Raw genomic sequence first — 23,175 nt, 5'->3', positions numbered from 1 at the left:
CTCTCATCCCGCCAGGCTGAAACGCTCGAAGTGGATCTGCGGCCCCGGCACGCCCAGGTCGCGCAGGGTGCGCAGCACCGCGCTCGTCATGGCGGGCGGCCCGCACACGAAGACGTCCCGTTCGGCGACGTCCGGCACGAGCCGCGCGAGCTCGCGCGGCGCCAGCTTGTCCGGCGTGGCCGGACCGGTCACCACGTGCAGCTCGGCGCCTTTGGCGTACGCGAGCTCCCGCAGTTCGTCGAGGAGCACCGCGTCCCGGTCCGTGGCCACCCGGTAGATGAGCACCACATGGCCGTGCAGGTCCTCCAGCAGGGCCCGGATCGGGGTGATGCCAACACCGCCCGCGACGAGCAGGGTCTCCGAGCGGGTGCGGTGCAGGGTGGTGAAGGCGCCGTAGGGCCCCTCGGCGAAGACCCGCGTGCCCACCTTCAGGTGCCGCAGGGCCGCGGTGCCGTCGCCGGCCGTCTTCGCGGTCAGCCGCAGCCGGTTGCCGTCCGGGGCGGCCGACAGGGAGAACGGGTTCGCCTGCCACCAGCGGTCCTTGGTCAGGAACCGCCACAGGAAGAACTGTCCGGCCCGCGCGGGCAGCAGGTCGAGGTCGCGCCCGGTGACGTAGACCGAGACGACGTTGTCGGACTCGGGGACGACGGCCGAGACCCGCAGCCGGTGGCGCAGGTTCCGCCGGACCGGAAGGACCACCCGGCCCAGGAACACCGATCCGAGTGCCACGCCCCACAGGCTCCACCAGTAGGCGGTGGCCGCGGACGAGGTGGTGAAGGTGGTGCCCACCGCGACCTGGTGCGTGAAGGCCAGCACCACCGCCACATACGTGTAGAGGTGGATGAAGTGCCAGGTCTCGTAGGCCAGCCGGCGTCGCGCGAAGCGCGCCGACACCCCGCCGATCACGAGGATCAGGGCCAGCGCGACGACCGCCCGCAGCACGCCCTCGGTCGTCGTGGCCAGCTCCACCAGCTCGTCCCAGAAGGACGCCGACGCCGCCCCGGCGTAGCCGAGGGTGATGAGCAGCGCGTGCGACAGCAGCGTCCACAGCAGGCCGAAGCCGACCCAGCGGTGCCAGGAGGTCAGCCGGTCCATGCCGATCCGGTGGTCGAGCCACGGCAGGCGGGCGACCAGGAGCAGTTGGAAGGCCATCAGGAGCGCCCCGTACAGGCCCGCCAGCCGGCCGAGCATGATCAGCGTGTCCGAACCGGGCCCGGCCTGGACGAAGAACACGGTCACGACGGCCGCGTTCGCGGCCAGCAGGGCGTACAGCCCGGTGCGGGCCACCACCTTCGGGCGTATCGCCGTCGGGGGCGGCTGGACACGTTCGACAGTGGTCACGGAGAGCAGCTCCTCGTTCGGGTGTGGGGATATCGAGCCTGCCGGTGGGAGCTGTCGTTTTACTGTCGCTCAACTTTCAAGTATTTATCGATGTGGATCAGAGACGTCGGCGGCTATGGCGTCGACGGCCACGTCACGCACTATGAGGAGGTGGAAAAAGTGCGCCTCCTGGTCGTGGACGACGACCCTCCCATCGCCGACCTCGTCGCGACGGTCGCCCGCTACGAGGGCTGGGAGGCGATGACCGCGTACTCCGGCGAGGACGCGCTGCGCCGGGCAGCCGAGTTCCGCCCCGACATCGTGGTGCTCGACCTGATGCTGCCCGGCCTCGACGGGTTCGCCGTCCTCGACCGGCTGCGGCAGTCCGGGACGATGGTGCCCGTGGTCTTCCTCACCGCCCGCGACGGCGTCGCGGACCGGGTCGCGGGCCTCACCCGCGGCGGCGACGACTACCTCGTCAAACCGTTCGCGGTCGAGGAGCTCATGGCGCGGCTGCGGACCGTGCTGCGGCGCGCCGCGGGCCCCGGCTTCCAGCGCTCCGTGCTCCAGGTCGCCGACCTGACGATGGACGAGGACACCCGGGAGGTGCGGCGCGCCGACCGGCTGCTCACGCTCACCCCGACCGAGTACGAGGTCCTGCGCTACCTCATGCGCAAGTCGCCCACCGTCCTCACGAAGGCCCAGATCCTCGACCACGTGTGGGAGTACGGCTTCGGCGGCCGCTCCAACGTGGTGGAACTCGTCGTCAGCCGGCTGCGCCGCAAGCTCGACGGCAGCGGCGAGTCCGACAGCGGCGAGTCGCTCATCCACACCGTGCGGGGCGTCGGATACGTGGTGCGACAGGTCGCCGAGTGAGCGGCCCCCAGGCCGGCGGAGTGCTTGCCCGCCTCCGGGGCGCCTACCGCCGGACACGCCTGGGCACCCGGCTGGCCCTCGGCATCGGCGTGCTGTCCCTCGTCGTGTTCGCCGTCGTCGGCACGGCCCTGACGACGTACATGAAGGACTACCTGGAACGTCAGCTCGGCGAGCAGATGAAGCTCGTCCAGGTCACCCAGTCCAAGGACGCCCAGGCGCACGGCACCGTCCAGCGGCGGCCGTACTACGGCTGGTTCACCGCCGTGTACGACGTCAAGGGCCGTACGGCGGTCCTGCGCAAGCCCGCCGACGTCCCCGCCGACACCGCCGAACTCACCGCCGCCGCCCAGGCGTTGCCGGACGGGGGCGACGCGCACCTGCTGCGCACCGCGCACATCGAGGGCGAGGGCATGTACAAGCTGCGCGCCTGCGAGGTCGACCCCGGCGTCGTCCTCGTCACCGCGGCGCCCATGCAGGACATGCAGGCCACCGTGCGGCAGCTGATCACGGTCCAGGTCGTCACCTTCGCGCTCGCCCTGCTCGGGCTCGTCGTGCTCGGCCGGACCGTACTGCGGCGCGGGCTGAGACCGTTCAGCGACATGGCGCACACCGCCCGCGGCATCACCTCGCACAACCTCACCGGCTCGGCGCGGCTGGAGGTGCGGGCCGGGGGCGGGCGCGGCGGACCAGAGGTCGAGGAACTGCGCACCGCGTTCAACACCATGCTGGAGCACATCGACGACGCGCTCGCCGTCCGCACCGAGGCCGAACAGCGACTGCGCCGGTTCGTCGCGGACGCCTCGCACGAACTGCGTACGCCCCTGATGTCGGTACGCGGCTACGCGGACCTCTTCCAGTACGCCGCCGCCAACGAGCCCGAGGAACGCGAGAAGCACCTGGCCCGGCTGCGCGCCGAGGCCGCCAGGATGGGCGTACTCCTCGACGACCTGCTCCTCCTCGCCCGACTGGACGCCGCCGAGGTGGAGACACCGCTGCGGCTGGAGGACGCGGACCTGGTGGAACTGGCGCGAGAGGCGGCGGACGCCTTCCGTGCCGGACGAGGGGAGCACGCGCTGTCCGTGACGGCCGGCCCCGACCCGGTGCGCCTGCGCCTGGACCCCCTGCGCATCCGACAGGTCCTCGACAACCTGCTCACCAACGCCGCCATGCACACCCCGGCGGGCACGAAGGTGTGCCTGGAGGTGTCGGCCACGGAGGCGGGGCAGCCGGGGCGCGTCGGCTCGTCCGGCACGGCGGTCGTGCGGGTCACCGACTCCGGGCCCGGGATTCCGCCCGCCGACCAGGAGCGGGTCTTCGACCGTTTCTACCGCGTCGACAAGGCCCGTAGCCGTGACCGCGGCGGCAGCGGGCTGGGCCTCGCGGTCGCCCGCTCACTGGTCCGGGCCCACGGCGGCACCATCGAACTGAACAGCCGCCCCGGCTCCACGGCGTTCACGATCCGCCTCCCGCTCCCGCGCGCGCTCCCGTGACTACGGGGGAGTACGTCCACGCAGCCGCCGTCGGTTCGCTCAGCCGGTGCCTCAGCCGGTCGCGCGGACCGCGTCGCGGATCAGCTCGGCGACCACCCGCGGCTGGGACACCGCGACGGCGTGCGAGGCGCCCTCGACCTCCAGGATCGTCGCTCCCGCACGCTTCGCGCCGAAGCGCTCGACCTCGGGGTTGATCGCCTGGTCCGCGGCGGCGACCAGGGCCCAGGAGGGCTTGGTCTTCCACGCGGCGGCGCTCGCCGTCTCCGTGAACGCCCCGGCGGCGAGCGGACGCTGGGCGACCGCCAGCACCTTGGTGACGTCGGCGGGGACGTCCGCGGCGAAGACGGACGGGAACGCCTCGGGGAGGACGGTGACCTCGACGGCCGGGTCGTCGCCCTCGACGGGATACGTGGTCTGCTTCAGGCTGCTGCCCAGCGGTGAGTCGGGGAAGCGCCCCTGCAACTCGCCGAGGCTCTCGCCCTCCTCGAGGACGTACGCCGCGACGAAGACCAGCCCGACCACGTTCTCCGCGGTACCGGCGACGGTGATGATCGCGCCGCCGTAGGAGTGACCGACCAGCACGACGGGGCCGTCGATCTGCGCGGCCACCGAGGCGATGTACGCGGCGTCGGAGGCGAGAGAGCGCAGCGGGTTCGGCGGCGCGACGACGGGGATGCCGTGGTTCTGCAGTTCCGCGATGACGCCGGACCAGCTGGCGGCGTCGGCGAACGCGCCGTGCACGAGCAGGGCGGTGGGAGTGGTGTTCCCGGACATGACTGTCTCTCCTTGTCGGTCTTGTGGACCTGATCAGCGTCGGTCTTGTGGACCTGGTCAGCCCGCGTGCAGCGCGGTGTGCAGCGTACGGGTGGCCATCGTCAGGGCGGCCTCGGCGGCGTGGGTGCCGCGCAGGGCGTTGAGCATCACGAAGTCGTGGATGATGCCCTGGAAGCGCACGGCGGTGACAGGCACTTTGGCCTCGCGCAGCTTGTTGGCGTAGGCCTCGCCCTCGTCGCGCAGGACGTCGGCCTCGCCGGTGATGACCAGGGCCGGGGGCAGGCCGGTGAGCTGCTCGGTGGTGGCGCGCAGCGGGGAGGCGGTGATCTGGGCGCGCTCGGCCTCGTCGGTCGTGTACTGGTCCCAGAACCACTGCATGCCGTCGCGGCGCAGGAAGTAGCCGGTGGCGAACTGGTGGTAGGAGCCGGTGTCGAAGCTCGCGTCGGTGACCGGGTAGAACAGCACCTGCTGGAGCAGCGGGACATCGCCGCGCTCCTTGGCCATCAGGGTCAGCGCGGCGGTCATGTTGCCGCCGACGGAGTCGCCGGCCACCGCGAGGCGGGTGCCGTCCAGCCCCTTGGACGCACCCTGCCGCACGACCCACTGCGCGACGGTGTAGTTCTGCTCGATGGCGACCGGGTAGCGGGCCTCGGGCGAGAGGTCGTACTCGGGGAAGACCACGGCGGCCTCGGCGCCCACGGCCAGCTCCCGCACGAGGCGGTCATGGGTGTGGGCGTTGCCGAACACCCAGCCCGCGCCGTGGATGTAGAGGATCACCGGAAGGGTGCCCTCGACGCCGGCGGGCTTCACGATCCGGGCGCGGACACTGCCCGTCGGACCGCCCGGGACGGTGATCCACTCCTCGTCGATGTCCGGCATCTCGATCTCGCCGGACTGCACCTCGTCGACGGCCTTGCGGCCCTCCGCCGGGGCGAGGTCGAACAGGTACGGCGGATTGGCGGTGGCTTCCGCGAAAGCGGCGGCCGCCGGTTCCAGTACAGGCTTGACCGGCTCTACGGCGTCGGACATGGGAATCTCCTGAAGCGTTGTTCCTGGGTACGCCGGGCGATGTTCCGGCCTCGCACCCACGCTAGAGACACGGTGCGGGTGTGAATGGTCCATCAGCGCACCGCCGTTGAACTCACAGCGCACGAAAGACGCCTCAGCGGCGGCCGACGGTGTCCCGCCATTCGCTGGGTGACATGCCGTACGCGGCGCGGAAGACCCGGCTGAAGTGGGTGGCGCTCATGAACCCCCAGCGGTTGGCCACCGCCGCGATGGTCCGACCGCCCCGGACGCGGATCATCAGGTCCCGGCGGCACTCCTCGAGCCGACGCCGCTGGATCCACCGGCCGACCGTGGTGCCCTCGTCCTGGAAGAGCCGGTGCAGATAGCGCGCGGAGATGTGATGGGCCCCGGCGATCGTCTCGGGGGAGAGGTCCTCGTCGGTCAGGTGCAGGTCGATGAACTCCAGGATCCGGGCCATCATCGGTGTCCGGGCGTCGGGCGTGCCGGTCGCGTCCCGGCCCAGCCGCTCGGTGGCGAGGGTGGCCAGCACGTTCACGGCGTTCCAGGCGAGCAGCTCGCCGACCGGCGGCCGGGACGAGGAGGCCGTGTCCGCGAGTTCGGACAGAAACGGTGACAGCAGGCTGCCCAGCCGGGACATACGGGGAACCGACGTCCCCGCGAGCCGGCGCACGTCCGTCTCGCAGAGCCCGAGCGACTCGTACGGCACGAGGAACACCTTCGTACGGAAACACTCGGGGAAGTCGAGCGCCGCGGGATCGTGCGCGTCGTAGAAGCAGATGTCTCCCGGCGTGAGGAAGACGTCCTCGGGCTGCCGCGGACTGTGCGCGCCGCTCCCCCCTCGCACGCTCGCCGCACTTCGTACGCCTGCCGCACCTCGTATGCCCACGAAGAGGTACTCGCCGCTGTCCCGGGCGACCAACCGGTGTGCCCGCCGGGCCGGTTGGGGTCGGCCCGCCCCGGGCAGCTCCGTGGGTGCCGCGCCCGAGACGACGATGTCGAGGCCCATGGGCATGCGACACCTACCGGTCTCACCCGTCTCACCGCGGCCGGTCCCCATGGTGCTGAAACTGGACGTCATCCGCCGTTGCCTCCGAGCCCTGCCGAACTGTCGAGAGGAGCGGCGCCGCCTCGCGGGCCGATCGTCCACTCCGCTCGGAGAATAGGTCGGGCGGAGTTCAAAAAGAGTGACGCGGGAGTGACAGGGGCTCCGTCACGGCGGCTTCAGCGGCTTCAGCGGCCTCGGCGAGCTCGGTGGCGAACGCGCGCAGCAGGACGTGCACGGTGTAGCGGCCCGGAGCGTGTTCGCACACGAGATGGGCGTCGGCGAGGCGGTCGAGGATCGGCCCGGTCTCGCGGGGCGACAGACCGGTGAGGCCGGCGGCGGTGTCCGCGGTGATGTCGGGGCCGGGGTGCGGCGCCACGAGGCGCAGGAGCCGGGCGTCGGCGGCCGCCAGCGACCGGTGGGACGCGGCGAACGAGGCGCGGGCGTCGGCCGTCCCGCCGACGCCCGCGAAGGCGTCGAGGCTCCCGCGCGCGGCGCGGAGTTCGGCGGCGAGGGCGGCCAGCGGGAAGTCCGGGCGGCTGACGGCGCGCGCGGCCACGATGGCCAGGGCCAGCGGCAGCCGGCCGCAGCGCTCGATGATCTCCTCGGTCGCCTCGGGTTCGGCGGCCAACCGCTCGGGGCCGACGCGCAGGGCCAGCGCGGCGTGGGCGTCGGTGGTGGACGGCAGTTCCAGACACAGCGGCCGGGCCCCGGAGGCGATCAGACCGGGCAGCCGGTCACGGCTGGTGACCACGGCCAGACAGCCCGGGGCGGTGGGCAGCAGCGGGCGTACGTGGTCGGTGTCGGCCGCGCCGTCGAGCACGACGAGGACGCGTCGGTCCCTCAGCAGCTCGCGATAGAGGTCCGTGAGCGCGGCCGTGTCGGGCGGGAGCTGTCGAGGCGGTGCTCCGAGCGCCACCACCAACCCACGCAGCGCCTCCACGGTTTTCGTCGCGGGTCTGGCGGCCGGGTCGTGGCCGCGCAGCTCGACGTAGAGCTGACCGTCCGGGAACCGATGCGCGACCTGGTGGGCCCAGTGCACGGCCGACGCGGTCTTCCCGATGCCCGCCATTCCGCTGACGAGGATCGTTCCGGGCGCCCCGGAGGACGCCGCCGCCCCGGCGAGGGCGGTCAGCTTCCCGAGCTCCTCGCCCCGGCCGGCGAAGACCGTCAGGCCGGGCGGCAACTGGGCCGGCCGGGCGAGAAGTCTCACCGGTTGGGACAGCGGTGTCCTGACCGGTCGGTGCGCCGGGGGCGCGGACGCCCGCAGCTCCTGCCGGAGGACCCGGGTGTGGGCCTCGCTCAGCTCGACACCCGGGGCGACCCGCAACTCCGCGGCCAGCCGGCGCCGTATCTCCTCGTACGTCGTCAGCGCCTCGGCCTGCAGGCCGCAGGCCGCCAGCACCATCACCAGCCGGGCGTGCAGGGGCTCGTCGAGGGGCTCCAGTTCGACGGCCCGGCGCAGGCTCGGCAGTACGAGGCCCGCCGTGCCGCACAGCAGAGCCGCGTCGGCCGCCATCCGTGTGGTGAGCACCAGTTCGTGTTCCACGGCGCGGAACAGGGCGTGCTCCCGGGCCGACGCGGGGAGCCCCATCGCCACCGGCCCGCGCCACTCGCCGAGGGCCCCGACGAACTGCCGTACCGCCACCTCGGGCCGGCCGGTGGCGACGGCCCGCTTGCCCTGCCGGGTGAGCTCGCGGAACCGCAGCAGATCGATCTCGTCCGGCTCCGCGTCCAGGAGGTAGGCACCGGTGCGGCGCGGCAGACGACGGCCGGGTGCGCGGGGCGGCAGCCCCGGTTCGAGCAGCCGCCGCAGCGCACCGACATAACGGCGCACCACGTTCGGAGCGCTGACCGGCGGACGGCCCGCCCACAGCACATCGACGATCTCGCTCACCTGCACCGGCCGACCCGCCCGCACCATGAGCAGCCCCAGCAGGGCGCGCTGCTGGGGGAACCCCAGATCGAGGTCCCGCTCCGCCCGCCGGACCCGCAACGGGCCCAGCACCTCGAACCGCATCACGTCGTCGAACTCCCCCTTCCCACCCTTGACGCTACCGGGATTCACGGCCGCACCGCGGGGAGGTCTCGGCGGCCGGGCTCAGGCGCAGCCTCTGAGGAATTCGATGAGCGCCGCGTTCACCTCGTCCGGGCGTTCCTGCTGGGTCCAGTGCCCGCAGCCGGCCAGTTCGAGGGGCTTGCGCCACAGGTTGGGCATGAGGTCGGGGAGGCGTGCGATGAGCTCGGGTGTGCCGGGGAAGGCGGGGACGGCGTCGCGGTCGCCGTAGACGTACAGGGCGGGCGGGGTGACGACGGCGCCGTGCCACGGAGCGGTCAGTTCCCAGTTGCGGTCGAGGTTGCGGTACCAGTTGAGAGCGCCGGTGAAGCCCTTGGAGAAACTCTCCGTGAGCGCGTCGAGATCGTCCTCGGTGAACCACTCGGGCAGTACCTCGGGGTCCGGCATGGCCGCGAGCCAGCCCCGCTCGGGGTCGACCAGCGGCTGCTTGCGCTCGCGGGCGACCGGAGCGTCGCCGGAGGCCGAATAGAAGAACTTCCGCAACGCGGTGCGGGTGTCCTTGGCGAACTCGGCGTCGGCGACACCGGGACGGTTGAAGTAGTTCCAGTAGAAGCGGCCTTCGTACCTCTTCTCCATGGCGGCCAGCGGAGGCTCCGTCCCCCGGAACGGGGGCGGCACGCTCAGACCGGCCACCCCGAGCACCATGTCCGGTCGCAGCAGCGCGGTGTGCCAGGCGACCGGCGCGCCCCAGTCGTGCCCGACGACGTACGCCTTCTCCTCGCCCAGGGCCTGGATCAGTCCGACGACGTCGCCGACCAGGTGGAGGATGGTGTACGCGTCGACGTCGTCGGGATGGTCGCTGCGCCCGTATCCACGCTGGTCGGGGGCGACCACTCGGAAGCCCGCGTCGGCCAGAGGGCCGAACTGGTGGTGCCAGGAGTGCCATGACTCGGGGAAGCCGTGCAGGAGCACGACCAGGGGGCCGTCGCCTTGCTCGGCGATGTGCAGCCGAACGCCGTTCGCGTCAACCATGCGATGCTGAACCATGCATACGAGCGTACGTGCCGTGATCTTCGGGCGGCGGCGCCGACACCGGGCCTGACGGGCACGCAACGGCTCTTCCCGCGGTCTGAACGTCGCGGCAGCCGCTGTCGGCGCGGCCCCAACACTTCCCGGCCGACCCCGGCAGGGCGGTGAGCGCGCGCCGGCCCACTACGCGAATCCGCCGTTGCTGAAGAGGAGTTGGCCGTTGATCCACTGACCCTCCGGTGAGCAGAGGAAGTCGACGAGGTGGGCGGTGTCCTGCGGGGTGCCGAGGCGGTCGAGGGGCGTCCGGCTGAGCATGTGTGCGCGCCCTTCGTCCGTCATCCATCCGGTGTCCACCGGCCCTGGGTTGATGACGTTGGCCGTGATGCGGAGGTGGGCGAACTCGTGCGTGGCGGCCAGGGTGATGCGGTCCAGAGCGCCCTTGCTCGCGCCGTAGGGGAGGTTGCCGACGGTGTGGTCGCTGGTGAGGCCGATGATCCGGCCGCTGCCGGGGGCGGCGGTGAACCGTCGGCCGTACTCGCGGATCAGCAGCCAGGTGGCGCGGGCGTTGACCGCGAAGTGCCGGTCGAAGCTTTCGACGGTGGTGTCGAGCAGCCCGGAGTCGACCGACTCGCAATGACACATCACCAAGGCCGTCACGGGGCCCAGGCCGCGTTCGACCTCGTCGAAGACACGGGCCGGAGCGTCCGGGTCGGCAAGGTCCGCCTCGACGGCCGTGGTGGCGGCACCCTGCTCGGCGAGGAGGTCGGTGATGGCTGAGGCCGCACCGGACTCGGGGCCCCAGGGCATGCGCTCGTCGTAGGGAGTCCAGTAGGTGAAGGCGATGTCCCAGCCGGACGCCGCCAGCCGACGGGCGATGCCCGCACCGATGCCGACGGTGCGTCCCACCCCGGTGATCAGGGCGAGCGGGCGGGCAGTCGGGGCGCCGGTGCTCGTCATCATGGTCGGAGATCGTTCATGACGGGCACCGGATCGGCAACCGCCTTTTCCCGGGGGCAGGTCAGGAAGCCGGTGGCGGCGGGGATCCCGTACCACTCGTGCCCGCTGGACGTGGGGCCGCTCGCGCAGCGCGGGTCGGCGACCCGGAATGCGATGAGGTTCCGCGGGACGGGCCGTCATCATTGATCCATGGGGACTGTGACAGCGTTGTACCGGTATCCGGTGAAGTCGATGCTGGGCGAGGCCGTGATCGCCGTGGCGGTCACGGAGGGCGGGCTGTCCGGGGACCGGGTGTACGCCGTGCTCGACGGGACGGGCGCCGTGGGCAGCGCCAAACACCCGCGGAAGTGGGGGGCGTTGCTGCGCTGTCGGAGCCGACTGGATGAATCCGGCGTGGTCCGGGTCGTGCTGCCGGACGGCACTGCCGTGTCGGTGGAGGACCCCGACCTGGATCTGCGGCTGTCCAAGTTGCTGGGCCGCCAGGTGTTCGTCTCGGCCGCCGTACCGGAGCACGGCAGGCTGGAGCGCGCCGTGCCCGCGTACGAAGGCGGTGTCCCGGAGGTCGTGCGGGAGTCGGCAGCCGTCGACGACACCGGAGAGAGCATCACGACGGGCAGCGTCGCACCCGGGACGTTCTTCGATTTCGGCCAGGTCCACCTCGTCACCACCGCGGCCCTGGCCCGGATGCGAACCGTGTACCCCGCCGGGGACTTCGACGCGCGCCGCTTCAGGCCGAACCTGGTCGTGGACACCCATGGAGGGCCGGGTTTCCCCGAGGACGCCTGGCTGGGGTCACGGTTGCGCGTGGGGGAGGCGCTGTTCCGGGTCGTGGTGCCCACGCCTCGCTGCGTGATACCCACGCTCGGCCATGACGAACTGCCGCCGGACCCCGGCATCATGCGTGCCGTTGCCCGTGACCACCGCATACCGGTGTTCGACCTGGGTCGGCTTTCGTGCCTCGGCGTGTACCTGGACGTTCTTGAAGCGGGGACGGTCCGAGTGGGCGACTCGGTCACGTCCCAGGAGGCTTCCTGACCACGTGCGGAACAGGTGAGTCCCTCAGGGGGGATCTCGATGATGCTCAGGGCCACGAGACGTCGAGCGGCAGATCTCGGTGGAAGACGGCCATGGCCCGGCCGGGGCCGTTGTAGTCGTCGACGATCTTCGTATCGAAGCCGAGGCTGCGATGGAAGGCGATCGAGCCGGTGTTCTCGATCGACGTGATCGCCTTCAACCGTCGTGCACCGTGACGTTCCGCCGCTTCGGCGAACGCCGTATACAGACGACGCCCGAGACCGGTGCCACGGGCGTCGTCCCGCGTGGCGATCAGATGTACGTACCCGGTGCCGTCCGGGGTGACGAACCCGAAGACGTACCCACGGATTCCGTCCTCGGCTCGGGCGACGAAGCAGGTGGAACCGAACTCCTGCACCAGTGCCAGAAGGTGCAGCGACCGAAGGTCGCGTTCGCCCCAGTAACGGGGGTGATCAGTCAGGACCTGGTGGAAGTCGGCCACCCCGGCCGATGCGATGTGTATCCCCATGATGACGATCATGACAGGCGCCCTGGCCGTCATCGCCCGCCGCGGCCGACGATGTTGTGCGGTTACGCCGCCTTCGGCCGCGGACGCCAGGTGCCGTCGAGCGGGACACCGGCGGCCGCCGCGACCCGGTCGCGCGACTCCAGCAGGCGGGTCCTGAGCGCCCGCAGGTCCACGTCCACCAGTACGCCGTCGCGCTTGACCACGCGGCCGGCGACGAGGACCGTGTCGACCAGGCCGGGGTGGCCGGCGGCGACGATCGTGCCGGCGGGGTCGGTGACCGGGAAGACGGTCAGGTCGTCGGTGCGCAGCAGGATCACGTCGGCGTCCTTGCCGGGTGTGAGGCTGCCCGTCCGGGTCGCGAGCCCCAGGGCGTGGGCGCCGTCGACGGTGGCGAACTCCAGCAGGTCCCGGGAGCCCAGGCCGCCGTCCAGGCCGCGCTGCACCACGTAGGTCGTGCGCATGGTGGAGAACATGTCGCCGCCGACGGAGGGGACGTCGTCGATGGAGAGTGTCGGGCGCAGGCCGGCGGCCAGCATCCGGCCGGTCATCGGCCAGCCGAACCCCATCTTCAGCTCGACGTCCGGGCTGATGGACACCGAGGCGCCGGCGTCCGCGAGCATCCGCAGCTCGTCGTCGCCGATCCCGTTGGCGTGCACGAACGTCGTGGTGTCCCGCAGCAGGCCGTGCTCATGGAGGTCGGCGACCGGGCGCCGGACCCCTTCGGACTCGACGTGCAGGCTGGTCCGCAGGCCGAGTTCGGCCGCCAGCTTCAGCTCCTCGGCGACGGTGTCGAAGGAGGTGTCCTCCGCACCGCGCAGCCCGAACGACATGGTGACCAGGCCGGCGTCCCCGGGAAGCGCGGAGCGGACGCGGCGGATCTCGGCGTCGACCGATCCGGTGGTGCCCCATCCCGCGCCGTGGCAGAAGACCGACCGTCCGGCCGTGTCACGCAGCGCCGCCACGGCGGCGTCCGCGTGCTCGGGGCTCTGCGCGCAGTGGAACCAGTCCAGCATCGTGGTCACCCCGGAGTGCAGGGCCTCCAGCCGGCCGAGCAGGGTGCCCAGGTAGACGTCCTCGGGCCGGTACCGGGGCTTCAGCGTTCGGTGCATCGCCACCGCCCACTCGGGGAACGTCCAGTCCGCGCCGATGCCGCGGAACGCGGTCTGCCAGGTGTGCCGGTGGGTGTCGACGAAGCCGGGCATGACGATCCGGTCGGTCGCGTCGATCACCTCGGCGTCCGGGGCCTCGATCGCCTCGGCCACCTCGACGATCACGCCGTCCTCGATCAGTACGTCACCGCGTTCGAGATCGCCGACAGCCGGGTCCATGCTGACCACGGTGCCGCCGGTGAGCAGGGTCCTCATCTGAAAACTCCTCCACGAAAAAGGGTTGTTCGTCCTGGTTGATGACTCGGTCCAGCTTCGCTGATCAGCGCGTCGATGTAGGCCGATCTCGGCAACTTTGGCAGTAAATTGCGCCGGAGCAGGGCATAAGGTTGTGGTACACGAGGGGATTGAGCAATAGTCTGCCCTTATGGATGATGTGGATCGGTCCATCCTCGCCGTGCTCGAAAAGCACGGGCGGATCAGCAATGCCGAGCTCGCCGCCCGGGTGGGCCTCTCGCCGTCACCCTGCCTGCGGCGCGTGAACCGGCTCGAGGAAGCCGGAGTGATCCGCGGCTACCGGGCGGAGATCGACCCCGCGGCCCTCGGCCGCGGCCTCCGCGTGTTCGCCGGTGTCCGGCTCATGAGGCACAACCGCGGCGACGTGGCCGCCTTCGAACGCGCGGTCGTCCAACTGCCCGAGGTGGTTCATGTCCATCACGTCACCGGCAACTACGACTACCTGCTTCAGGTCGAGGTCGCCGACCTGCCCGCCTATGAGGACTTCCACGCCAACCGGCTGGCCGACCTTCCCGGCGTCGCCACGGTGAGCAGCTACGTCACCATGAAGACGCTCTCCACCCACACCGAGTGAGCCCGGGGCCGTTCAGGACGTTCGCAGCATGTTGCGCCAGGATCGGATGCTGGATTGTGCTAGGGGATGGAATCGCGCAATCTTGTGCTCACACGGCGATGGTGCCGCGGATGCAGACGGTCGTGGCACCACTCACCCAGACGGTGCCGTCCGTACCGGCGGTGATCTCGATGGTCGCGGCCCGTCCCAGCCTCGCCCCCTGGGAGACCCGGTAGGCGGAGGGGGCGGCGCCGGTGCTGGTGAGCCACTGTCCGACGGCGGCGCTCATGCTCCCGCAGGCGGGATCCTCGGCCACTCCGCAGCGGGGAGCGAAGGTGCGCATCTCGAAGTCGTGCCGGGAACCGTGGGGGTAGGCCCCGATCGCGCCGACCATCGCGGTCGGGATGAGGGAGAGGTCGGGTTCGAGGGCGAGGACCTCGTCGGCCGTGGCCAGTTGGAGCACGGCCCAGCCCGGTCCGTTGTCGACCCACTGGTGGGCGAGGACACGGTCACGGCCGATGCCGAACGCGGCGACGATCTGCTTCAGGTACGCGCCGTCGCGGACCAGCGGCGGGGCGGCGAACGACAGAACGCCGTCGCCGCGGCGCACGGTGACCAGGCCCGCGGCGCACTCCTGCACGATGCGGTCGGCGTGCCGCGGCACTCCGCCGCCGTCCAGCCAGGCGCGAGCGGAGCCGAGGGTGGGGTGCCCGGCGAACGGCAGCTCATTCTGCGGCGTGAAGATCCGTAGCCGGTAGTCCGCCTCCGGGAGAGTGGGGGGCAGCACGAACGTGGTCTCGGACAGGTTGGTCCAACGCGCCAGGCGCTGCATCTCCTCGTCGGTCAGGTCCGCCCCGTCGAGGACGACCGCGACCGGGTTGCCGCGATAGGGGCTCGTGGAAAACACGTCGACCTGTACGAACGAGCGTGTGCGCGACATGGTCATCACGGCCTTTCGGTAGCGGCTGCGGCGGATGCCGCGTGTTCACGCGTCGGCGGAAGCAACTCCATCTCAGCGGGCGCCCGTGTCGTGAGCACATGGCCAGTTACGACAAAGTGGACTGGCCGGCCGGGTTCGAGCAGGGCGGACCACCCGTGGCCCGGCAGCTGAGCGGCGCACGCCCGCATGCCAACTCCGGGATGACGGAGTGGAACGTGCTGCGGCCCAGTGGATCACGCGAACGCGTGGCTTGAGCTTTTCCCGATGATGACCAAGTTCTACCTGGAGCTTTAATGCGCATCCATTGCAAGTACTGCTTAGTCGCATAAAAGTGGAGGCTGCTTTGTCCCTCGCACGCTCGAAAGAGGTCGCCCTCCCCGATGACCGCCGCTCCTGATTCCCCTGCCGCCTCCCCGGCCGGCACGGTCCCGCCGAGCGGATCCCGCTGGCACCGTTTCCGTACGTCGATGACGCGCAAGGAGTGGATGAGCCTCGGCGGGATGGCCGGGTTCATCCTGGCGCTCCACGTCATCGGCTGGTTCATCCTCGTGGCGATCGTGGCCCCCGAGCACTACAGCCTGGGCAGCAAGACCTTCGGGATCGGCATCGGCATCACCGCCTACACCCTGGGTATGCGGCACGCCTTCGACGCCGACCACATCGCCGCCATCGACAACACGACACGGAAGCTGATGAACGAGGATCAGCGGCCGCTGTCGGTCGGCTTCTGGTTCTCGCTCGGCCACTCCAGCATCGTCTTCGCGCTCGCCTTCCTGCTCTCCCTCGGCGTCAAGGCGCTGGCCGGACCGGTCGAGAACGACGACTCCACGCTGCACAGCGTCACCGGCTGGATCGGCACGACCGTCTCCGGGACGTTCCTCTACGTCATCGCGATCATCAACCTGGTGATCATGGCGGGGATCTGGAAGGTCTTCCGGCAGATGCGCTCCGGCCACTTCGACGAGGCCGCGCTGGAGGAACAGCTCAACAAACGCGGGTTCATGAACCGTCTCCTCGGCCGGCTGATGAAGTCGATCACCAAGCCGTGGCAGATGTACCCGCTGGGCCTGCTCTTCGGCCTCGGTTTCGACACGGCCACCGAGATCGCCCTGCTGGTGCTCGCCGGATCCGGCGCGGCGTCCGGACTGCCCTGGTACGCGATCCTGTGCCTGCCCGTCCTGTTCGCCGCGGGCATGTCGCTGCTCGACACGATCGACGGCTCGTTCATGAACTTCGCGTACGGCTGGGCCTTCTCCAAGCCCGTCCGCAAGGTCTACTACAACCTCACCATCACCGGCCTGTCCGTCGCCGTCGCCCTCATCATCGGCACCGTCGAACTCCTCGGCCTGATCGCCGAGAAGGCCGCCCTGCACGGCGCCTTCTGGGACTGGGTCTCCGGCCTGGACCTCAACGTCATCGGCTATGTCATCGTCGGCCTGTTCTTCGCCACCTGGGCCGTCGCCCTGCTGGTGTGGAAGTTCGGCCGGATCGAGGAGAAGTGGACGGCGGGACTGGCCCAGCCCGCCGAACAGGGAGCCGAGTAGATCTCGGGTCGACGCGGCGTCACCTCCCAGGTCGGGGCGCCGGGATGACAGGGCTGACCGTTTCCCCTCGTCGGCCACGCTGACGGGCGGCCCGCGGCTGCGTACCGTTGCAGAAGGCGCCGTTCGCGGCCACCGGACCGACGGGGGAGACGCTTGTGTCCACAACTGAGGAGCCCCGGGACGAGTTGGCGGGGGACAGCGGCCCGGCGCCGCACGAGGGCACCGCGTCTCCGGGCCCCCGCCGGGGCGATGCGCAGCCCGCGCCGGCCGCGCCGGCCGAAAGTGCCCCGCTGCCGACGCTGCCCTCCTCCGTCGAGACCCCCTCCGCGGCGGTACTCCTTGGGGTCACCGTGCTGGTGTGCACGTCTCTGCTCCTGGCCGTGGCGATCGCCGCGTCCGCCTTCCGCTACGCCTGGGGGCACGACTCCGGGACCGTCGGCCTCAACGTGTTCGCCTACGGGGAGGTGTTCGGCATGGCCGCGCTGCTCTATGCGGGGTTCGTCCTGCTCGCCGGCCTCGGCAGGAACAGAGCCGGGGTGACCGCTGCCGACGGGGTGATGGGCTGCTCCCTCCTGCTGTTGATCCCGGTGGCCGTGATCGGCTTGGGCCTTCCACGGCTGCTGGGGCCGGTGGCCGAGTGGGGCGAGGCGTTGGCCCGCTGGGCCCTCTGACCACCGCACGCGGTCGCCGCCGCGAACATGCGCCACCTGGGCAGCCGAGGCTCGACGACGGTGCGGACGGGATCACTGCCTCAGGCGCGTTCCGGGTCGGTAGGCAGGTCTGGAAGGATCTCAAGGTGACCGGCACCGATGACGCCACCCGACAGACGCTTCTCCGCCGCGGCTTCGTCCTGGAGTACGCCACGCTCGGCTGGAACGTGATCGGCATGGTGGTGCTCGCCGTCGCCGCGGTCTCGGCAAGGTCCGTTGCGCTGGCCGGGTTCGGCCTGGATTCACTGATCGAGATCGGCGCCTCCACCGTGGTGATCTGGGAGCTGTCCGGTACCGGCGAGGAACGCCGGCGCCGTGCCCTGAAGCTGATCGGTGTCGGCTTCGCGCTCCTGGCGGTGTACCTGCTCGTACAGTCCACCGGGGCGCTGGCCACGGGCCTGCGGCCACACCACTCGCCCCTGGGTATCGGTTGGACCGCGGTGACCGCCGCGGTGATGTTCACCCTCGCCGCCGGTAAGACCCGCACCGGCACCGCGCTGGACAACCCGGTGCTGAAGACCGAGGGCCGGGTCACCCTGATCGACGGTCTGCTGGCCGCCGCCGTGCTGCTCGGCCTGCTGCTCAACTCGCTGGCCGGCCTGTGGTGGGCGGATCCGGCCGCCGGGTACGTGCTGGTCTACTACGCGCTGCGCGAGGTCAAGGAACTCCTCTTCGGCGAACACTGACGGCCCGGACCGGACATCAGCACCGTTCGGCTACGCCGCCCGACGGGCTCATGTGCGGCCCCCCTTGGTGCCGCATCACTGGGTGACCCTCCGATCCTCGTGCCAACTGCGGGGCCCCGCTTCTCTTGCTGGTAGCGTGCAACTGCACATGAGTGGCAATAATGAAGCCGGAGGACATCGGCCATGGCGGTTTACACGCTCCCGGAGCTTCCGTACGACTACGCGGCGCTCGAACCGGTCATCAGCCCGCAGATCATCGAGCTGCACCACGACAAGCACCACGCGGCGTACGTGAAGGGCGCGAACGACACCCTGGAGCAGCTCGAGGAGGCGCGTGACAAGGAGTCGTGGGGGTCGATCAACGGCCTGGAGAAGAATCTGGCCTTCCACCTCTCGGGCCACATCCTGCACTCCATCTACTGGCACAACATGACGGGCGACGGCGGCGGCGAGCCCCTCGACAAGGACGGCGTCGGCGAGCTCGCGGACGCGATCGCCGAATCCTTCGGCTCCTTCGCCAAGTTCAAGACCCAGCTCACCAAGGCCGCCGCGACCACCCAGGGTTCCGGCTGGGGCGTCCTCGCCTACGAGCCGCTCAGCGGTCGCCTCATCGTCGAGCAGGTCTACGACCACCAGGGCAACGTCGGCCAGGGCTCGACCCCGGTCCTCGTCTTCGACGCCTGGGAGCACGCCTTCTACCTCCAGTACAAGAACCAGAAGGTCGACTTCATCGACGCCATGTGGGCCGTCGTCAACTGGCGGGACGTGGCCAAGCGCTACGCCGCCGCCAAGGAGCGCGGCGACAGCCTGCTGCTCGCGCCCTGACGGCCCGGCGCACCCATGATGTCCTGCTCGTGATCGTCTTCTCACCCTTCATGTAGCAGGCGGCAGGAAGAAGGGCTCCCGCAAGGAGATGACTTGCGGGAGCCCTTTCGCTTGCCGCCCGCGCGTGGGCGCCCGCCCTCGCCGTCGCCGGCCGACTCGGTCTCTCCACACCGGGCTGCCCCCGCGGGCGGCCCTTCGCCGAGCCGGGAACTGAACGGTGTCCGCGTCCGACTCGTAAAGGGAGGCAGGTCTGACCAGGTAGGACGTGGCGGTGATGCGTATGCGCGGTGAAGGGGGGAGATCCTCCGGCCGCATGTCGGCATCGGGTGACGTGAGCGTGTCCCTGACGGTACGGAGTCTGCGCGCGGCCGTGTTCGCCGTGCTGTGCGTACTGCTCGCCGCAGGGGGACATGTGCTGGCCATGGGCGTGGTGCCGGCCGTGTGGGTGCAGGTCGCCGGTGCCGTGCCGGTCTTCGTGGTCGGCTGTCTGCTGGGCGGGCGAGAGCGTTCGCTGGTCGGTATCGGCGGTGGGACGCTCGCTGCCCAGGGAGGGCTGCACCTGGCGTTCGACGCCAGTCGGCCCCACGCCGTGATGGTCATGCACGGGATGCGCATGTCCCATGTGCACCCCCACTCCCACGCGCTGACGCCGCACGCCACCGCCGCCCACGTCGCGGCGGCCCTCGTGCTGACCTGGTGGCTGCGGCGCGGCGAGGCCGCGCTGTGGTCGCTGCTGCGGCGGGCGGTCGTGCTCGTACCGGGGCTGGCTGCCTGGTGGCAGGTGGTACGAGGGTTCCGGGGCGTATCGAGTACGCCGGAACCGGCGCGCCGGGCTGTCGACGGGACGTGGTCACCGCGGCGGGTGCGGCTGCGGTACGCCGTACACCGGCGCGGACCGCCGACGGGGATGTCGTACGCGATCTGACTCTCGACATCCCTTCCTCAGTACGGAGATCCACTCACCCATGTCCACGACACGCACCACCCTGCGCCGCGCCGGCCTCGTCACCGCTCTCGCCGCCGCCGGGGTCCTGACCGCCGCCGGTGTCGCCTCCGCGCATGTCACCGTCCACCCCGAGAGCTATGCCAAGGGCGCCACCGACGGCGTCCTCTCCTTCCGCGTCCCCAACGAGGAGAACACGGCCGGCACCACCAAGGTCCAGGTCTTCCTGCCCACCGACCACCCGGTCCTCGGCGTGCTCGTCACCCCGCAGGACGGCTGGACCGCCAAGGTGACGACCACGAAGCTCAAGACGCCCGTCAAGACCGACGACGGCACCATCACCGAAGCCGCCTCCGAGATCACTTGGACCGGCGGCAAGATCGGGGCGGGCCAGTACGAGGACTTCAACGTCGCCTTCGGTCAACTACCCGAAGACGCCGACCAGTTGAGCTTCAAGACACTGCAGACGTACTCCGACGGCAAGACCGTTCGCTGGATCGAGGAGGCGTCCGGCGGCGAGGAGCCGGAGAACCCGGCGCCGCTCCTCAAGCTCACGGCCAAGAACGCGCAGGACGCGCAGGACGCGCAGGACGCGGAGGACGGGGACAGCGGCCCCTCGACCGCCTCCTCGGCGGCCCCGAAGAGCTCCAGCAGCTCCAAGTCGACCGCGTCGAGCAGCGATTCGACGGCTCGCGGGCTCGGCATCGGCGGGTTGGTCGTGGGCGTGCTGGGGCTGGCCGCGGCCGTGTTCGCGGTCCTGCGCAGCCGCTCCGCGGGATCCCGGGCCGAGTAGGCCGGTACCGCGACCGGCCGCGGTGCCCAGCTCGGCGGGCGCGGGTGCCGTGCGTACTCACCCGCGACGAGCGAAGCCCGGATGCGATGATGAGGCCGTCATGACTGCTGGGTCGGGTGCGCGCACGGTGCGGGCCGCGGTGTTCGCGGCCGTCTGCGTGCTGCTCGCCGCCCTCGGTCACGTACTGATGTCGGGCTCCACCGTGCCCTGGTGGACGATGGCCGCCGGGTTCGCCGCCACGACCGGCGTCGGCTGGTGTCTGGCGGGCCGTGAGCGCGGGCTCGCGCTGGTGGTGCCCGCCGCGGTCGTCGCGCAGGGGGCGCTCCACTCGGCCTTCTCGCTGGCCCAGTCGGCGGTATCGGGCGCCGGCACGGGCTCCGGCGCCCACGACATGAGCGGCATGGCCATGGGTTCCATGTCCATGGACGCGATGGACATGGGGTCCTTGGGCTCCATGGGGTCCATGCCCATGGACCCCATGGAGCGTTCGGAGCACGTGGGGCACCTCGGTCAGCTGGTTCACGGCATGGGCGGCACGTCGTCGTTCGGCATGCTCGCCGCCCACGCCCTGGCCGCTGTGCTGAGCGGGCTGTGGCTGGCCTACGGCGAGAGGGCCGCGTTCCGCGTGCTGCGGGCCGTCGCGGGATGGCTCGCGGCTCCGCTGCGGCTGTCGCTCGCCCTGCCCGTCCCGCCGCGCCGACCGCGCCTACGGCCGACGCGCGAACGTTCGGAGCGGGTGCCGCGGCTGCCGCTCGCGCACACGATCATTTCTCGGGGGCCTCCGGCCGGGATCGCTGTCGTCTGAGACAGCTGGTTTCCCGAAGCCGCCCCCATGGGCGCCGCGTCGTCGGTGCCAGGGCTTCGGGCATGGGCCGTTCATGTCGTACGGCCCCCTCCCACCTCCCGTCCCGGGATGTTTCCGCAGCGGCGAACTCACGCCCGGCGTACCCGCGCGCGCTCGCGCGTGCCGCCGTGCCGCCGTGCCGGATCCCGGACAACCGAGAAGGACATCAGGTGATCACTCCTGTCCGCCCCGCGTCGCGCGCGAAGCGCGACGCGGGGCACAAGGCGGCGGATCGGCCCGGCGCGACGGCATCGCCCGACGATCCGGCCACCGCCTGGGCCCTCGCCGCCCGCTCCGGTGACCCCGACGCCGTCGACCGATTCGTGCGGGCCCTGCACCCCGACGTCGTCCGCTACATCACGTACCTCTCCTCCGACCGCCAGCTCGCCGACGATCTGACGCAGGACACGTTCCTACGGGCGCTCGGCAGCCTGCACCGGTTCGAGGGGCGCTCGTCGGCGCGTACGTGGCTGCTGGCCATCGCGCGTCGCACGGTGGTCGACAACTGGCGGTACGCCGCCACGCGGCCCCGGCTGGCCGACACGGACGACTGGACGATGTGGGCCGAGCGGGCCCAGCCGAGCGGTCTGCCCGGCTTCGACGACGGTGTGGCGCTGCTCGACCTCCTGGACGCGCTGCCCGCCGAGCGCCGTGAGGCGTTCGTCCTCACCCAGCTGACGGGTCTTCCTTACGAGGAGGCCGCCGAGGCCAGCGGTTGTCCCATCGGGACGATCCGCTCGCGGGTGGCACGAGCCCGGGCGACCCTCGTCGAGCTCCTGGTCGAGGCCGACGATACGGCGGTGGTGTGTCCCCAGGTGTCTCCAAGTGTCGCCACAGCAAGGGAAATCGGCTGAGAGAACGCGGGAACTCGAGCCCACTCGCGGCCGACTACTCGTTCGACAGCGCAGCTCACCACGCGCTGACCGCCGAACCCCGGAGAACCGCATGACACCAGAGATGGAGAACGCCTTCTCCGCGATCAGGGCCGAGTTCGGTGCGGAATCGATCACTCGGGTCGAGCGGATGCTGGAGCCGGGCGGGAGCGAACGGCATCCGCTGCAGAAGGCGGCCAAGTGGATCATGCCGGGGCTCTCGCCCACTCCCTGGCACGACCCGTACGCCTACCCCGAACTGGCCCCCGTCGTCCGTGAACTGGAGGCCGGTCATCAGGCGATCAAGAAAGAGCTGAACGCCGCATGGGCGGCACGGAGGGAGGTGTTCTCGGACTACGAGCACTATCTGAAACGCCAGGAGGACTGGCAGGCCCTCTACCTCTTCCGTAGAGGAAGTCTCGCCGAGGAGTCGGCCGTCACGACTCCCACCGCTTATCAGGTACTGAAAGACGTCGCCGTCGACACGGGCAAAATATGCCCTCTCCTGGAATGTCATTTCTCCACCCTGTTGCCGGGCGCCGCCATCGAACCCCATTGCGACCTGTGGAACTTCAGCATCAACCTGCATCTCGCCGTGGACATCCCCGACGGGTGCAGCATCACGGTCGCCGGGGAGACGCGTTCCTGGGAAGAGGGCAAGTGCCTGCTCTTCGACTACTCCTTCGAGCACGAGGCACGCAACGCGGGCACCCGCCCACGGACCTGCCTGCTCATCGACCTCTGGCATCCGGAAACAACCGTTCCGGAGCGCCGGGCGCTGGTCGCCCTCATCACCGAGATCCGTCGGCTCATGGGGGAGGACTGACGCGGGGTAAAGAATTCGTTCGGAGAATTACCTGTTCTCGTCGACCCGGCGGTTTCCGACTGCCGGTTCCCAGCGCTGCCCTGACATTCCGTGAATACACAATGAGTGTCGAGAAGTCGCCCATTCCAAAGTCCGAATCGGACTGCTACGGTGACGAAA

Annotated in this window: 24 protein-coding genes; 14 read left to right on the top strand and 10 right to left on the bottom strand. The window is 70.7% G+C overall.

Annotation, left to right across the window (positions count from 1 at the left end):
- Positions 1 to 3: 3 nt before the first annotated feature.
- Positions 4 to 1,341, bottom strand: a complete 1,338-nt coding sequence (locus OG568_RS13135; protein WP_329531631.1) for a ferredoxin reductase family protein — start codon at positions 1,339 to 1,341, stop codon at positions 4 to 6.
- A gap of 90 nt (positions 1,342 to 1,431) precedes the next feature.
- Here OG568_RS13135 and OG568_RS13130 point away from each other — a divergent pair, with 90 nt between their 5' ends.
- Together OG568_RS13130 and OG568_RS13125 are read left to right on the top strand one after the other, a co-directional pair.
- Complete coding sequence (locus OG568_RS13130; protein WP_329531630.1) at positions 1,432 to 2,196, top strand: response regulator transcription factor; 765 nt, start codon at positions 1,432 to 1,434, stop codon at positions 2,194 to 2,196.
- A 20-nt stretch (positions 2,197 to 2,216) separates the two neighbouring features.
- Positions 2,217 to 3,686, top strand: coding sequence for a sensor histidine kinase (locus OG568_RS13125; protein ID WP_329536345.1), 1,470 nt, complete (start codon positions 2,217 to 2,219; stop codon positions 3,684 to 3,686).
- A gap of 51 nt (positions 3,687 to 3,737) precedes the next feature.
- Here OG568_RS13125 and OG568_RS13120 read toward each other — a convergent pair whose 3' ends face one another.
- From OG568_RS13120 to OG568_RS13095, 6 genes are all read right to left on the bottom strand, one after another.
- A complete protein-coding gene (locus OG568_RS13120) occupies positions 3,738 to 4,460 on the bottom strand; it encodes an alpha/beta fold hydrolase (RefSeq protein WP_329531629.1) in 723 nt (240 codons plus the stop codon).
- Positions 4,461 to 4,517: 57 nt separating this feature from the next.
- Positions 4,518 to 5,489: an alpha/beta hydrolase gene (locus OG568_RS13115; RefSeq protein ID WP_329531628.1), complete on the bottom strand. Its 972-nt coding sequence runs from the start codon at positions 5,487 to 5,489 to the stop codon at positions 4,518 to 4,520.
- Between the two features lie 133 nt (positions 5,490 to 5,622).
- Positions 5,623 to 6,501, bottom strand: coding sequence for a helix-turn-helix domain-containing protein (locus tag OG568_RS13110; protein WP_329531627.1), 879 nt, complete (start codon positions 6,499 to 6,501; stop codon positions 5,623 to 5,625).
- Between the two features lie 163 nt (positions 6,502 to 6,664).
- Entirely contained in the window at positions 6,665 to 8,599 is a 1,935-nt protein-coding gene (locus OG568_RS13105; protein WP_329531626.1) for an AfsR/SARP family transcriptional regulator, read from the bottom strand.
- Positions 8,600 to 8,632: 33 nt separating this feature from the next.
- The gene (locus tag OG568_RS13100) at positions 8,633 to 9,595 is read right to left on the bottom strand and encodes an alpha/beta fold hydrolase (protein ID WP_266587092.1); all 963 of its coding nucleotides are present in this window, start codon (positions 9,593 to 9,595) and stop codon (positions 8,633 to 8,635) included.
- A gap of 165 nt (positions 9,596 to 9,760) precedes the next feature.
- Positions 9,761 to 10,537 (bottom strand): SDR family oxidoreductase, encoded by a 777-nt coding sequence (locus OG568_RS13095; protein WP_329531625.1) that lies wholly within the window; start codon positions 10,535 to 10,537, stop codon positions 9,761 to 9,763.
- 186 nt (positions 10,538 to 10,723) lie between these two features.
- Between OG568_RS13095 and OG568_RS13090 the strand changes: the two genes are divergently transcribed.
- Positions 10,724 to 11,569 carry an MOSC domain-containing protein gene (locus tag OG568_RS13090; RefSeq protein ID WP_329531624.1) on the top strand — a complete coding sequence of 282 codons (846 nt, stop codon included), beginning with the start codon at positions 10,724 to 10,726 and terminating at the stop codon, positions 11,567 to 11,569.
- Positions 11,570 to 11,615: 46 nt separating this feature from the next.
- Here OG568_RS13090 and OG568_RS13085 read toward each other — a convergent pair whose 3' ends face one another.
- A complete protein-coding gene (locus OG568_RS13085) occupies positions 11,616 to 12,089 on the bottom strand; it encodes a GNAT family N-acetyltransferase (protein ID WP_329531623.1) in 474 nt (157 codons plus the stop codon).
- 50 nt (positions 12,090 to 12,139) lie between these two features.
- Positions 12,140 to 13,441: an amidohydrolase family protein gene (locus OG568_RS13080; protein ID WP_329531622.1), complete on the bottom strand. Its 1,302-nt coding sequence runs from the start codon at positions 13,439 to 13,441 to the stop codon at positions 12,140 to 12,142.
- A gap of 169 nt (positions 13,442 to 13,610) precedes the next feature.
- On the opposite strand from OG568_RS13080, the gene OG568_RS13075 reads away from it, so the two are divergent.
- Positions 13,611 to 14,054 (top strand): Lrp/AsnC family transcriptional regulator, encoded by a 444-nt coding sequence (locus OG568_RS13075; protein ID WP_329531621.1) that lies wholly within the window; start codon positions 13,611 to 13,613, stop codon positions 14,052 to 14,054.
- Between the two features lie 88 nt (positions 14,055 to 14,142).
- Here OG568_RS13075 and OG568_RS13070 read toward each other — a convergent pair whose 3' ends face one another.
- On the bottom strand, positions 14,143 to 14,973 hold the full coding sequence (locus OG568_RS13070; RefSeq protein ID WP_329531620.1) for a PhzF family phenazine biosynthesis protein: 831 nt from the start codon (positions 14,971 to 14,973) through the stop codon (positions 14,143 to 14,145).
- Between the two features lie 98 nt (positions 14,974 to 15,071).
- Between OG568_RS13070 and OG568_RS13065 the strand changes: the two genes are divergently transcribed.
- From OG568_RS13065 to OG568_RS13020, 10 genes are all read left to right on the top strand, one after another.
- Entirely contained in the window at positions 15,072 to 15,227 is a 156-nt protein-coding gene (locus OG568_RS13065; protein ID WP_329531619.1) for a hypothetical protein, read from the top strand.
- A 126-nt stretch (positions 15,228 to 15,353) separates the two neighbouring features.
- Complete coding sequence (locus OG568_RS13060; protein ID WP_329531618.1) at positions 15,354 to 16,517, top strand: HoxN/HupN/NixA family nickel/cobalt transporter; 1,164 nt, start codon at positions 15,354 to 15,356, stop codon at positions 16,515 to 16,517.
- 155 nt (positions 16,518 to 16,672) lie between these two features.
- Positions 16,673 to 17,188, top strand: coding sequence for a hypothetical protein (locus OG568_RS13055; RefSeq protein ID WP_329531617.1), 516 nt, complete (start codon positions 16,673 to 16,675; stop codon positions 17,186 to 17,188).
- Between the two features lie 125 nt (positions 17,189 to 17,313).
- Complete coding sequence (locus OG568_RS13050) at positions 17,314 to 17,913, top strand: cation transporter (protein WP_329531616.1); 600 nt, start codon at positions 17,314 to 17,316, stop codon at positions 17,911 to 17,913.
- A gap of 183 nt (positions 17,914 to 18,096) precedes the next feature.
- Positions 18,097 to 18,738: a superoxide dismutase gene (locus OG568_RS13045; RefSeq protein ID WP_329531615.1), complete on the top strand. Its 642-nt coding sequence runs from the start codon at positions 18,097 to 18,099 to the stop codon at positions 18,736 to 18,738.
- A 313-nt stretch (positions 18,739 to 19,051) separates the two neighbouring features.
- Positions 19,052 to 19,663: a hypothetical protein gene (locus tag OG568_RS13040; RefSeq protein ID WP_329531614.1), complete on the top strand. Its 612-nt coding sequence runs from the start codon at positions 19,052 to 19,054 to the stop codon at positions 19,661 to 19,663.
- A 40-nt stretch (positions 19,664 to 19,703) separates the two neighbouring features.
- Positions 19,704 to 20,474 carry a YcnI family copper-binding membrane protein gene (locus OG568_RS13035; protein WP_329531613.1) on the top strand — a complete coding sequence of 257 codons (771 nt, stop codon included), beginning with the start codon at positions 19,704 to 19,706 and terminating at the stop codon, positions 20,472 to 20,474.
- A 100-nt stretch (positions 20,475 to 20,574) separates the two neighbouring features.
- Positions 20,575 to 21,279, top strand: a complete 705-nt coding sequence (locus OG568_RS13030; RefSeq protein WP_329531612.1) for a hypothetical protein — start codon at positions 20,575 to 20,577, stop codon at positions 21,277 to 21,279.
- Between the two features lie 209 nt (positions 21,280 to 21,488).
- Positions 21,489 to 22,172, top strand: coding sequence for a sigma-70 family RNA polymerase sigma factor (locus OG568_RS13025; protein WP_329531611.1), 684 nt, complete (start codon positions 21,489 to 21,491; stop codon positions 22,170 to 22,172).
- Positions 22,173 to 22,263: 91 nt separating this feature from the next.
- The gene (locus OG568_RS13020) at positions 22,264 to 23,016 is read left to right on the top strand and encodes an aspartyl/asparaginyl beta-hydroxylase domain-containing protein (RefSeq protein ID WP_329531610.1); all 753 of its coding nucleotides are present in this window, start codon (positions 22,264 to 22,266) and stop codon (positions 23,014 to 23,016) included.
- Positions 23,017 to 23,175: the final 159 nt, after the last annotated feature.

The sequence above is a fragment of the Streptomyces sp. NBC_01450 genome (assembly GCF_036227505.1).
Classification (GTDB): Bacteria; Actinomycetota; Actinomycetes; order Streptomycetales; family Streptomycetaceae; genus Streptomyces.
This window is presented reverse-complemented; position numbering and strand designations above follow the sequence as displayed.

Bases quoted from the DNA above. Each gene is read 5' to 3' on its own strand.
- OG568_RS13120 (WP_329531629.1), bottom strand. From the start codon at position 4,460: ATGTCCGGGAACACCACTCCCACCGCCCTGCTCGTGCACGGCGCGTTC.
- OG568_RS13130 (WP_329531630.1), top strand. From the start codon at position 1,432: ATGTGGATCAGAGACGTCGGCGGCTATGGCGTCGACGGCCACGTCACG.
- OG568_RS13030 (WP_329531612.1), top strand. From the start codon at position 20,575: ATGACTGCTGGGTCGGGTGCGCGCACGGTGCGGGCCGCGGTGTTCGCG.
- OG568_RS13060 (WP_329531618.1), top strand. From the start codon at position 15,354: ATGACCGCCGCTCCTGATTCCCCTGCCGCCTCCCCGGCCGGCACGGTC.
- OG568_RS13040 (WP_329531614.1), top strand. From the start codon at position 19,052: ATGTCGGCATCGGGTGACGTGAGCGTGTCCCTGACGGTACGGAGTCTG.
- OG568_RS13095 (WP_329531625.1), bottom strand. From the start codon at position 10,537: ATGATGACGAGCACCGGCGCCCCGACTGCCCGCCCGCTCGCCCTGATC.
- OG568_RS13115 (WP_329531628.1), bottom strand. From the start codon at position 5,489: ATGTCCGACGCCGTAGAGCCGGTCAAGCCTGTACTGGAACCGGCGGCC.
- OG568_RS13075 (WP_329531621.1), top strand. From the start codon at position 13,611: ATGGATGATGTGGATCGGTCCATCCTCGCCGTGCTCGAAAAGCACGGG.
- OG568_RS13045 (WP_329531615.1), top strand. From the start codon at position 18,097: ATGGCGGTTTACACGCTCCCGGAGCTTCCGTACGACTACGCGGCGCTC.
- OG568_RS13035 (WP_329531613.1), top strand. From the start codon at position 19,704: ATGTCCACGACACGCACCACCCTGCGCCGCGCCGGCCTCGTCACCGCT.
- OG568_RS13020 (WP_329531610.1), top strand. From the start codon at position 22,264: ATGACACCAGAGATGGAGAACGCCTTCTCCGCGATCAGGGCCGAGTTC.
- OG568_RS13090 (WP_329531624.1), top strand. From the start codon at position 10,724: ATGGGGACTGTGACAGCGTTGTACCGGTATCCGGTGAAGTCGATGCTG.
- OG568_RS13085 (WP_329531623.1), bottom strand. From the start codon at position 12,089: ATGATCGTCATCATGGGGATACACATCGCATCGGCCGGGGTGGCCGAC.
- OG568_RS13110 (WP_329531627.1), bottom strand. From the start codon at position 6,501: ATGCCCATGGGCCTCGACATCGTCGTCTCGGGCGCGGCACCCACGGAG.
- OG568_RS13080 (WP_329531622.1), bottom strand. From the start codon at position 13,441: ATGAGGACCCTGCTCACCGGCGGCACCGTGGTCAGCATGGACCCGGCT.
- OG568_RS13070 (WP_329531620.1), bottom strand. From the start codon at position 14,973: ATGTCGCGCACACGCTCGTTCGTACAGGTCGACGTGTTTTCCACGAGC.
- OG568_RS13100 (WP_266587092.1), bottom strand. From the start codon at position 9,595: ATGGTTCAGCATCGCATGGTTGACGCGAACGGCGTTCGGCTGCACATC.
- OG568_RS13065 (WP_329531619.1), top strand. From the start codon at position 15,072: ATGGCCAGTTACGACAAAGTGGACTGGCCGGCCGGGTTCGAGCAGGGC.